Below are 9,851 nucleotides of genomic sequence, written 5' to 3' on the forward strand. Positions count from 1 at the left end.
CATGGTCAGGTGTGCTGATCACGGCCGCCCCGATCGCGTAGATCGCCGCGCCGACGAGGTAGTGGCGTTCGGGCCGGAACCCTCCGATGAGCATCGCCCAGGCGAGTGACCCGGCGACGAAGACACCGCCGTAGGCGGTGAGAGGCGACGCCCGAAGCTACCGTGCCGGCTGGGGTCAGGCGGAGACGGTGAGGACCAGCTTTCCGGCGGTGTGACCGGTCTCCACGGCGGCTACCGCCTCCGCGCTCTGTTCGAAGGCGAACACGCGCGTGATGTGCGGGTCGACGGTGCCGTCCACCATCAGCGCGGCGACGGTCTCCAGCGATGCCCGGTCGAGGCGGCGGGGCAGGAACTCGCCGCCCAGTTCGCGCACGGTGTCGTCGGCGGCCGACAACAGCTGCCTGGGGTCCGTCGCCAGCGCGGCGACCGACCGCAGCGCGTCGCCGCCGACGAGGTCGATCAGGCCATCGACACCGGACGGGGCGAGCTGCCGTACCTGTCCGGGGACGTCACCGGCGGTGTAGCTGACGAAGGTCACGCCGAGAGCCTCGGCCCCGGCACGCTTGCTGTCGCTGCCGGTCCCGATCACCGTCAGCCCCCGCGCACGCGCGAGCTGCGCGGTGATCTGGCCGGTGCTGCCCCCGACGCCGTTGACCAGCAGCGTCGCGCCCTCCGGCAGGTCGAGCCAGTCGAGTGCGTCGAGGGCGGTCGTGCCGGACACCGGTATGGTCGCCGCCCACTCGTAGGGCAGGGTCTCCGGCTTACGAGCCGCGTTCGCCGCCGGCAGGACCGTCGTCTCGGCGTACGTGCCGGCGCCGCTGAGCGCGAACCCGAACACCGCGTCGCCCACCGCGAGGTCGGTGACGTCGGCACCGGTCGCGAGCACGTCCCCGGCGGCCTCCATGCCCATCACCTGCGGGAACGGTAGGTGTCCGTTCAGCGCCCGGACATGTCCGGACCGGAGAAGGGGATCGAGGCGCGCTACTCCCGCGGTCCGGACCCTGATGAGGACCTCCCCGACACCGGGCTGCGGATCGGGCCGGTCGAAGTGGAACTGGACCTCCGGGCCGCCGAAGGCGCGGTATCCAAAAGCGCGGCTCATTGTCGTACTCCCTCACTGGATGTCGACCGCCGACGCTAATTACTGACACCGGTGTCAGAAACAAGAGCGCGTGACCCGACTCACATCCGGCTCACGCGCTCGCGATCTCCCGACGGTGCGCCAGATTCGCGGCGATCAGATCGTCCAGCACCGCTCGGGTCCTGACCAGTTCATCGATGTGCTGATCGAGGCGGTCACGCTCCTGCCCCATGCGCTCCAGGGCCGCCTCGGAGGTGTCCGCACTCGGAGACTCGACGCAGGGCAGGAGGTCGACGATGGTCCGACTACTCAGGCCCGCCGAGAACAGCCGCTGGATCAAGCGGATCCGTTCGACCTGGCCCTCGAGGTAGCGGCGGTGACCGCGCGGACTGCGCAGGCTGGTGAGCAGCCCCTGCTCCTCGTAGTAGCGCAGGGATCGCACGCTGACCCCGGTACGGGCGGCGAGTTCACCGATCCGGATGGTGGCGGTCATCCTGACTTCCGTCCTGCCTCGCACATGGGTGAGGTCCAGGCTACCCACGCGTCGGAACGCGGCCAGTGACACCACGCGGCGGGCAGAGTTGCGTGGCCGACGCACCCGACAGCGCCGCCGACCTGGTGGCCGGGGTGGTCGACGACTCCGTTCGTGCGTTCGGGCAAACCCACGCCGGAGACGACGTCGGCGAGCATCCGCGGGATACTGGTCGCCCATGGATGAGGTCGAAGTCGTCGTCGCCCATTCCGAGCGTGCGACCCTGCGCGTCGGTGACGTGTTCCTGAAGGTCGACGCCGATCAGGCACGCATCGACGTCGAGGTCGAGGCGATGTCCCTCGCGCCCGTCCCGACCCCGGCGGTCCTGTGGCGCAAGCCGCCCGTGCTCGCGGTCGCCGCGCTCCCGGGGACGACGCTCGGGCGCCTCGGCGGTCCGTCGACCGGGTCGCCAGCGGCGTGGGCCGCGGCGGGCGCCACCATCCGAAAGCTGCACCAGGCACCCCTGCCGCCCCTGCCGGGCCGGGCCGGCCGGAGCGTCGTCGCGCTGGCGGCGGAACTCGACGACGAGTGCGAGTTGCTCGTGACGAGCGGTGTCCTTGCCGCTGACCTGGTCACCCGCAACCGCCAGGTCGCCGAGGCCGCGTTCCGGCCGTGGACCCCGGCGTTCACGCACGGCGACCTGCAGATCGCACACGTCTTCGTCGACGGCGACGAGGTCACCGGCATCATCGACTGGTCCGAGGCGGGCCAGGGCGACGCCCTGTACGACCTCGCCACCTTCACGCTCGGACACGAGGAGCACCTCGACGACGTCATCGCCGGCTACGGCACCGACGTCGACCTCGACGTGATCCACGCATGGTGGTCGTTGCGAAGCCTGCTGGCAGTGCGTTGGCTGATCGAGCACGGCTTCGACCCCTTCGCGCCGGGCTGTGAGGTCGACGTGCTGAGATCCCGAATGTGAGGCTGTGCAGGGCCGACCCGCGATGTAGCAGACGGTCGGGCCCGGGGGTCCACCGCTGTGGCGGGCCGGGCAGCCGGTTGCCGGGTGAGGCTGGGCAGGACTCGGTCCGGCAAACGGTGCTGCGCCTGGTCGCCGCGGCGGGCGAGGGTGGGCCGTAGCAGCAACCTGTGTGAGTGACAGACGCATGACGGGCCACCTGGTTGCGGCTTGCCGAAAACCTTTTCGTGAGGCATTGTGGGCGACATGCCCGCAGCTGTCGAGCGGGTGCCCTCCACCCTTCAATATCGATGGCTGTCGATGAAATGTGAGGGTGTCCGTACCGACAGCTGCGGTTGCGGCGACCGGCCGCAGCGTCCCCCTGGCCAGAGCTCGGAAAGGACAACGATGCGTCATCAACGATTCCGCGGCGGCTTGGCTGTCGCGATGGTGGCCACCGCGGCCGTGGCCGCGGCGGTCGGCACCGCGCCGGCCAGCGCCGCCGCCGCCGGCTGCAGAGTGTCGTACACGATCAGTTCGCAGTGGCAGGGCGGCTTCGGTGCCAACGTGACGGTCACCAATCTCGGCGATCCGGTCGACGGCTGGACCCTGCGCTGGTCGTTCGCCTCCGGGCAGGCGGTCACCCAGGCGTGGAACGCCACGGTCACCCAGAGCGGCGCCGCCGTGACGGCGGTCAGTGTGAGCCACAACGCCTCGCTGGCCACGGGCGCCACCACCTCGTTCGGCTTCAACGGTTCATGGACCGGCGCGAACCCGGTGCCGACCAGCTTCACGCTCAACAACACCGCGTGCACCGGGGGCGTGGGCCCGACGCCGACCCCGACCGTGAAGCCGCCGACGCCGAACCCCACGCCCACCGTGACGCCTGGTCCCACCGCCCCGCCGGCCACGCCCCCGGCCGGCACGGTCCGGGTCTTCTGGCTCAGGCCCACGGACGTCCCCTACGACCAGCGCTACCCCGACGGCATCGCGAACGTCGTGCGGGAGGCCCAGCGCTACTACAAGCAGGAGTTGGGCAAGACGTTCACCCTGAACAACCCGGTAGTCGAGGTGGTCACCGGTGAGCACGACTCCAACTGGTACATCAACACCAACTGCACGCCCGGCGGCGACCGCTACTGGTGCGTGGTGGGCAACATGCACCAGGAGCTGATGCGCAGGTTCGGCATCCGCAACCCGGACAACCGGTGGCTCAACGTGGGTGAGATCAGCGCCGAGGAGCCCGGTCAGTCCGGCGGCGGCGCCAGCACCGGCTGGGTGGTCCTCAGCGGCCACGACGCCGACGGCGCGGCGGGCATCAACGGCCCGATGAACCGCTGGTACGGCGGCATGGTCCACGAGATCGGCCACGGGCTCGGGCTGCCGGACTCCACCAGCACGGACGGCACGCCGATGTCCGGGTCGTTCTACAACTACCCGAACACCCACTTCACCCAGGCCCAGAAGAACGCCATCCTGAACGGCCCCTACGGCAGCTTCTTCTCCTGACCCCGCGACCGTGAGGACGTGGCCGGCGGATCTTCCGCCGGCCACGTCCTTCGTTCTTTCGCCCGGGTGCCGCCGTCGGACGGGCCCCGCCGCCGGGCGCTGCCCGGTGACCGAAAGGCTTTCGCAAGCTTTTCAGCACTGCCGTTGCTGCCCGCTCGTCGACTCTCCGCAGCAGCCATGCTGGCCAGACTGGGTACGAGCAGGCGCGAGGGCTCCGCCGAAGAATGATCGGGTTTCCTCCGTCCGGCATCTTGCCGAAATCGTTTTCGTGCGACACGCTATCCGCAGAACGGGACAGGCGCCACCTCGGCGGTAGCGACGTGCGGCACGGGCCGCGCCCCAGCCGGCGGACGACGGCAACGGGACGCACCCGGTACCGCGCCGAGGGGGCGCGCACCACGACGTCAACGAGTGAACCCGACCCCCTGCCGAGCGGTCAACGGATCGACGCCCTGACGACCCTCCACCCAGTTCAGCGGCCCGGCGTATGCCGACGCCGCAGCCCGGATACGTGGGCGTCGACAGCACCCGAGCGGTCCGACCGAACCCATCGAGGAGACATAATGAGGAGAATCCTGGGCAGACGCGTCGCCCTACGTGCGTTGGCCGGAGTCCTCGTGGCGACGCTGACCGTCGGCGTGGCCGCGTGCGGCGGCGACGAGCCGGGCGGCACCACCGCCGCGCAGGCCGGACCGAACGGCCTCGACGACGGCAGCGAGCTCACCATGTGGACCCGCGCCCCGCTGGAGCGGCAGGCGAAGCTGCTCGTCGAGGCGTACAACGCCAGCCACAAGAACAAGGTCAAGCTGACCGTGGTCCCCAACGACGACTATGTCGCGAAGGTCGGCGCGGCCGCCGGTTCGGGCGGCCTGCCGGATCTCTTCGCCGCGGACATCGTGTACGTGCCGAACTGGGTCAAGCAGGGGCTGTTCCAGGACATCAGCGCGAACATCGACGGCCTCGGGTTCAAGGACTCGATCAACAAGGGCCACCTCGCGGCTGGCACGGTGGACGGTAGGAAGCACGTCCTGCCCTTCGTGCTGGACCTGTCGATGCTGTTCTGGAACAAGCAGTTGTTCCGCGACGCCGGCCTGGACCCGGAGAAGGCCCCGGCCACGCTCGATGAGTACGCCGCGGCGGCCAAGGCGGTCCAGGCCCTCGGCAAGAAGGACGTCTACGGCACCGCGGCCGGCCTCAACTGCGGCGGATGCCTGGTCTTCACCTGGTTCCCCTCCATCTGGGCCGGCGGCGGTGAGGTGCTCAGCGAGGACGGCACCGAGGCCAAGCTCGCCGACGACACCGCCCAGAAGGTCTACGGCACCTGGCGTGAGCTGTGGAAGTCCGGTGCCGTGCTGCCCGCCTCGGCGGGCGAGACCGGCCCGACCTGGACCGCGGCGTTCACCGAGGGCAAGATCGGCCTGATGTTCTACCCGGCGACGCTGCTCTCGTCGACCAAGTTCGACGTCGGCGTCGCCGGCATCCCCGGCCCCAACGGCGGCGCCTCCACCTTCGTCGGCGGCGACGGGCTCGGGGTGTCCAAGGATTCGAAGAAGGCCGCCCAGGCCTGGAACTTCCTGAACTGGATGATGTCCGAGGACGCCCAGGTCGAGGTGCTCGCTAAGAACAAGGACGTGGTGTCGCGCGACGACCTCGCGAAGAACAAGTACGCCGCCGAGGACCCGCGGCTGGTCACCATCAACGAGGTGGCCGGCAAGGGCGACACCCCCGTCGCCCTCAACTTCCAGCAGGCGTTCAACGCGGCGAACAGCCCTTGGCTGACCCTCGTGCGCAACCAGGTGCTCAACGGCAGCGGTGACGTGCAGAAGGACAACGGCGAGATCACCGCCGTGCTCAAGCAGTAGTGGTTTCCCGCGGGCGTACGCCGACGGCTCCGCAAGGCCGGGGTACGCCCGCGGCCGAACCCGCCCCGGATCCGTCGACGCCTGCCCACCCCTCAACGGAAGGTCCGTTCCCATGAGCGTCACCGCACCGTCTCGCCCGTCCCGCGCGGCGAGGCGGGGCCGCGCCCGTCCCCGCGGACGTGAAGCCCTGCTCGGCTGGCTCTACGCGACACCGACAGCGGTGTTCGTGATCGCGCTGTTCGCCGTGCCACTGCTGCTGGTCTTCAGGATGTCGCTGTCGAAGTGGCCGCTGCTGGCCGGCGACCAGGGCGTCAACGCCCCCGACAACTTCGTCAAGGCGGTCGAGCACCGCTTCTTCGCCGACTCGGTGCTGTTCACTCTCAAGTACACGGCGCTCGCGACCGTGCTGCTGCTGGCGCTCGCGTTGGGGCTCGCCCTGCTCGTGCAGGAGTCGAGCCGGTGGAACAACCTGCTGCGGGCCTCGTTCCTGATCCCCAGCGCCCTCGGCCTGGCCTCGGCGTCGCTGCTGTTCTACGTGTTCTACTCGCCGTACGCCAGCCCGCTGTCGCCGGTGATGGAACGACTGGGCCTGAGCTTCCTCGACAGCCCGACCTCGGCGTTGCTCTCGACGACCTTTCTCATCGTGTGGCGGTATGCCGGCTTCTACATGGTGCTCATGCTGGTCGGCCTGCAGGGCATACCGGCAGAGGTGTACGAGGCTGCCCGCACGGACGGTGCGAGCCGGTGGCAGACCTTCCGGAAGGTCACCCTGCCGTTGCTGCGTCCGACGCTGGCGCTGACCACGGTGCTCTGCGTGACCGGCTCCCTGCTCGCCTTCGAGCAGTTCTACATCCTGACCAAGGGCGGCCCGGACAACAGCACGATCACCGTCGTCCAGCTCATCTACATGGTGGCCTTCCAGGGGCAGAACGACCTCGGAGTGGCGGCCGCCATCTCCGTCATCGTCCTGGCGGCCCTCGTTTGCATCAATGCGTTGCAACTGCGCGCATTCCGGTCCGGGGAGAACTGAGCCGATGGTCTCCGTATCCAGCACCAGCCAGCCGACCACCGATCCGACCGTCGACCCGGCGCCGCCGGCACCCGCCGCCCCGACGCGGCGGCCGTCCGGCACGACCATCGCGGGCATCGCGCTGCGCACGCCGTACTGGGTGTTCACGGGCGCGCTCGGGCTGATCTTCCTCGCTCCGCTGCTCTGGACGGCGGTCGCCTCCGTCTCCCCGCACCCCGGCACGAACCAGGTGGAGGGCTGGGGACTGGGCAACTACGAGACCCTGGCCAACTACCAGGCCGGCGTCTGGCGCTACGTGGCGAACTCGGCGTTCGTCTCGCTGCTCACGGTCGCCCTGACGCTGCTCACCTCCTTCCTGGGCGGCTACGCGTTCGCGCGGTTCCGCTTCCCGGGCCGGAACCTGCTGTTCCTGGTCACGCTCGCCATCCTCATGGTGCCGTACGCGACGCTGCTGATCCCGCTGTACGTGCTGCTCAACGAGGTCGGGCTGCAGAACTCCCTGGTCGGGGTGGCCCTGGTGCTCACGATGTTCCAGCTGCCGTTCTCCACCTTCCTGATGCGGATCTCCTTCGAGGCGGTGCCGCGCGAACTCGACGAGGCCGCGCTGGTCGACGGATGCTCGTCGTTCGCCGCGCTGTGGCGGGTGCTGTTGCCGGCGGTGAAGCCGGGCCTGATCACCGTCGGGCTGTTCGCGTTCCTCAACGCCTGGAACGACTTCATGGCACCGCTGATCCTCATCAACGACACCGAGCGCATGACCCTTCCGCTCGCGGTGTCCAACCTGCGTGGCCAGGTCCAGGGCGTCGTCGACTACGGGGCGACCGAGGCGGGTGTCGTGGTGCTCGCCCTGCCGTGCGTCCTGCTGTTCCTGCTGCTCCAACGACACTACGTGCGCGGCTTCATGTCCGGCGCGCTGAAGGGATGAACATGAGCGGGACCGCACCCACGGCCGCACCCGTCCTGCCGGCCCGGGGCCGGCTGCGGCCACTCGGCCTGGACGCAGTGCGGGTCACGGGCGGCTTCTGGGCCGAGCGTCAGTCGATCAACGCGGCTGCGACCTTCGCGCACATCGAGCACTGGCTCGACCGGGAGGGGTGGATCCGCAACTTCGACCTCGCCGTCCGGGGGGACGTGTCCGCGCAGCGCCGGGGCCGCGAGTTCTCCGACTCGGAGGTCTACAAGCTCCTGGAGGCGATGGCCTGGGAGATCGGCCGCACCGGTGACGCCGACCTGGAGTCGAGGTTCCGTGCCCTGGTGCGCCGGGTGGTGGCGGCGCAGGAGCCCGACGGGTACCTCAACACCAACTTCGGCCGGCCAGGGCAGGCACCCCGCTGGTCGGATCTGGAGTGGGGCCACGAGCTCTACTGCGCCGGTCACCTGATCCAGGCCGCGGTGGCCCGCGCCCGCACCCGGCCCGACGCGGACGACGGACTGGTCGCAGCCGCCCGCCGTGTCGCCGATCTCGTGTGCGAGACGTTCGGGCCGGACGGCGTCGATGGCGTCTGCGGCCACCCGGAGATCGAGGTGGCGCTGGTGGAACTCGCCCGGACCACCGGCGAGGAGCGGTACCTCAACCAGGCGGCCCTCTTCGTCGACCGCCGCGGCCACGGCCGGCTGCGTGACGTGGAGTTCGGCCGGGAGTACTACCAGGACGACCTGCCGGTCCGGCAGGCGACGGCCCTACGGGGCCACGCGGTACGGGCGAACTACCTCGCCGCCGGCGCGGTCGACGTCGCCGTCGAGCTGAAGGACGCCAGCCTGCTGGAGGCGGTGTGCCGCCAGTGGGAGACCACGGTGTCCCGCCGCACCTACGTCACCGGCGGGCAGGGCTCCCGGCACCAGGACGAGGCGTTCGGCGAGGACTGGGCGCTGCCGCCGGACCGGGCGTACTCGGAGACGTGCGCGGGGATCGGCTCGGTGATGCTCGCGTGGCGGCTGCTGCTGGCCGAGGGTGACCCCCGCTACGCCGACCTCATCGAGCGGACGCTGTTCAACGTGGTGTCGACCTCCCCGGCGGCGGACGGGCGCAGCTTCTTCTACACGAACACCCTGCACCGCCGTGAGCTGGGCACCCGGCCCGACCCCGACCGGCCCAGCCTTCGGGCGGCGGCCTCGCTGCGGGCGCCCTGGTTCGAGGTCTCCTGCTGCCCGACCAACGTCGCCCGCACCCTGGCCAGCCTGACGGCGTACGTCGCCACCGCCGACGACGCGGGCCTGCACCTGCACCAGTACCTGCCCGGCACGGTCACCCACCGGCTCGCCGACGGGCGGGACGTCGGCGTGCGTGTCGAGACCGGGTACCCCCACGACGGTCAGATCCGGGTGTGCGTCGACCGCGACGCCGACCTGCCGTGGTCGCTGTCGCTGCGGGTGCCGGGGTGGGCCACCGCCGGGGCGACGCTGACCGTCGATGGGCGGATCCGACCGGTCGGCCCGGGCTACGTCACCGAGCACCGGGCGTGGCGGCGCGGCGACGAGGTCGTGCTGTCCCTGCCGATGACGCCCCGGTTCAGCTACCCGGACACCCGCATCGACGCGGTCCGGGGCTGCGTCGCCGTGGAGCGTGGCCCGCTGGTGTACGCCCTGGAGTCGGTGGACGTGCCGGGCGTCGCCAGCGTCGACGAACTCCGGGTCGACGCCGCCCGGCCGCCGCGCCTCGTCGACGGCCGGGTCACGGTGCGCTGCGTGCGAATCCGTCCGCCGGAGCCCGGGTGGCCCTACCGCGGCGACGCGGCCGAGGCGGTGTCGGCCGTCGACGGGCTGCTCGACGAGGTGGCGCTGGTGGAGTACCACGCCTGGGCCAACCGGGGCCCCTCCACGATGCGCGTCTGGCTCCCTACCGGCCCCGAGGCTTCGGGGTCGGCCGAGAACTCACGGGGTGTTAACGCTAACAACGACACTGAGGAGACGACATGACCCCTGGACGCGTGCGGAGG

The 9,851-nt window shown here is 70.5% G+C and carries 8 protein-coding genes and 1 pseudogene; 6 read left to right on the forward strand and 3 right to left on the reverse strand.

Features of this window, described 5'->3' with window-relative positions; translation table 11 throughout:
* Positions 1–16: 16 nt before the first annotated feature.
* From LPU61_RS21540 to LPU61_RS21550, 3 genes and pseudogenes are all read right to left on the reverse strand, one after another.
* A pseudogene (locus LPU61_RS21540) lies at positions 17–142 on the reverse strand (hypothetical protein); the annotation flags it as partial.
* Positions 143–175: 33 nt separating this feature from the next.
* Positions 176–1,102 (reverse strand): NADP-dependent oxidoreductase, encoded by a 927-nt coding sequence (locus LPU61_RS21545; RefSeq protein WP_229405894.1) that lies wholly within the window; start codon positions 1,100–1,102, stop codon positions 176–178.
* Positions 1,103–1,193: 91 nt separating this feature from the next.
* Positions 1,194–1,562, reverse strand: a complete 369-nt coding sequence (locus LPU61_RS21550) for a MerR family transcriptional regulator (RefSeq protein WP_229406067.1) — start codon at positions 1,560–1,562, stop codon at positions 1,194–1,196.
* Positions 1,563–1,791: 229 nt separating this feature from the next.
* On the opposite strand from LPU61_RS21550, the gene LPU61_RS21555 reads away from it, so the two are divergent.
* The 6 genes from LPU61_RS21555 to LPU61_RS21580 all read left to right on the forward strand — a co-directional run bounded on the left by LPU61_RS21555 (position 1,792) and on the right by LPU61_RS21580 (position 9,831).
* On the forward strand, positions 1,792–2,538 hold the full coding sequence (locus LPU61_RS21555; protein WP_043968268.1) for a phosphotransferase family protein: 747 nt from the start codon (positions 1,792–1,794) through the stop codon (positions 2,536–2,538).
* A gap of 423 nt (positions 2,539–2,961) precedes the next feature.
* Positions 2,962–4,023 (forward strand): cellulose binding domain-containing protein, encoded by a 1,062-nt coding sequence (locus LPU61_RS31770; RefSeq protein ID WP_308102587.1) that lies wholly within the window; start codon positions 2,962–2,964, stop codon positions 4,021–4,023.
* 563 nt (positions 4,024–4,586) lie between these two features.
* Complete coding sequence (locus LPU61_RS21565; protein WP_043968272.1) at positions 4,587–5,885, forward strand: sugar ABC transporter substrate-binding protein; 1,299 nt, start codon at positions 4,587–4,589, stop codon at positions 5,883–5,885.
* A 112-nt stretch (positions 5,886–5,997) separates the two neighbouring features.
* The gene (locus LPU61_RS21570) at positions 5,998–6,915 is read left to right on the forward strand and encodes a carbohydrate ABC transporter permease (protein ID WP_043968274.1); all 918 of its coding nucleotides are present in this window, start codon (positions 5,998–6,000) and stop codon (positions 6,913–6,915) included.
* 4 nt (positions 6,916–6,919) lie between these two features.
* Complete coding sequence (locus LPU61_RS21575; protein ID WP_229405895.1) at positions 6,920–7,840, forward strand: carbohydrate ABC transporter permease; 921 nt, start codon at positions 6,920–6,922, stop codon at positions 7,838–7,840.
* 2 nt (positions 7,841–7,842) lie between these two features.
* Positions 7,843–9,831, forward strand: a complete 1,989-nt coding sequence (locus LPU61_RS21580; RefSeq protein WP_229405896.1) for a glycoside hydrolase family 127 protein — start codon at positions 7,843–7,845, stop codon at positions 9,829–9,831.
* Positions 9,832–9,851 lie beyond the last annotated feature (20 nt).

It is taken from the genome of Micromonospora sp. NBRC 110038 (assembly GCF_020884815.1).
Classification (GTDB): domain Bacteria; phylum Actinomycetota; class Actinomycetes; order Mycobacteriales; family Micromonosporaceae; genus Micromonospora; species Micromonospora haikouensis.

Excerpts from the sequence above, each read along its gene's own strand:
- LPU61_RS21580 (WP_229405896.1), top strand. The coding sequence starts at position 7,843 with ATGAGCGGGACCGCACCCACGGCCGCACCCGTCCTGCCGGCCCGGGGC.
- LPU61_RS21570 (WP_043968274.1), top strand. The coding sequence starts at position 5,998 with ATGAGCGTCACCGCACCGTCTCGCCCGTCCCGCGCGGCGAGGCGGGGC.
- LPU61_RS21555 (WP_043968268.1), top strand. The coding sequence starts at position 1,792 with ATGGATGAGGTCGAAGTCGTCGTCGCCCATTCCGAGCGTGCGACCCTG.
- LPU61_RS31770 (WP_308102587.1), top strand. The coding sequence starts at position 2,962 with ATGGTGGCCACCGCGGCCGTGGCCGCGGCGGTCGGCACCGCGCCGGCC.
- LPU61_RS21565 (WP_043968272.1), top strand. The coding sequence starts at position 4,587 with ATGAGGAGAATCCTGGGCAGACGCGTCGCCCTACGTGCGTTGGCCGGA.
- LPU61_RS21545 (WP_229405894.1), bottom strand. The coding sequence starts at position 1,102 with ATGAGCCGCGCTTTTGGATACCGCGCCTTCGGCGGCCCGGAGGTCCAG.
- LPU61_RS21575 (WP_229405895.1), top strand. The coding sequence starts at position 6,920 with ATGGTCTCCGTATCCAGCACCAGCCAGCCGACCACCGATCCGACCGTC.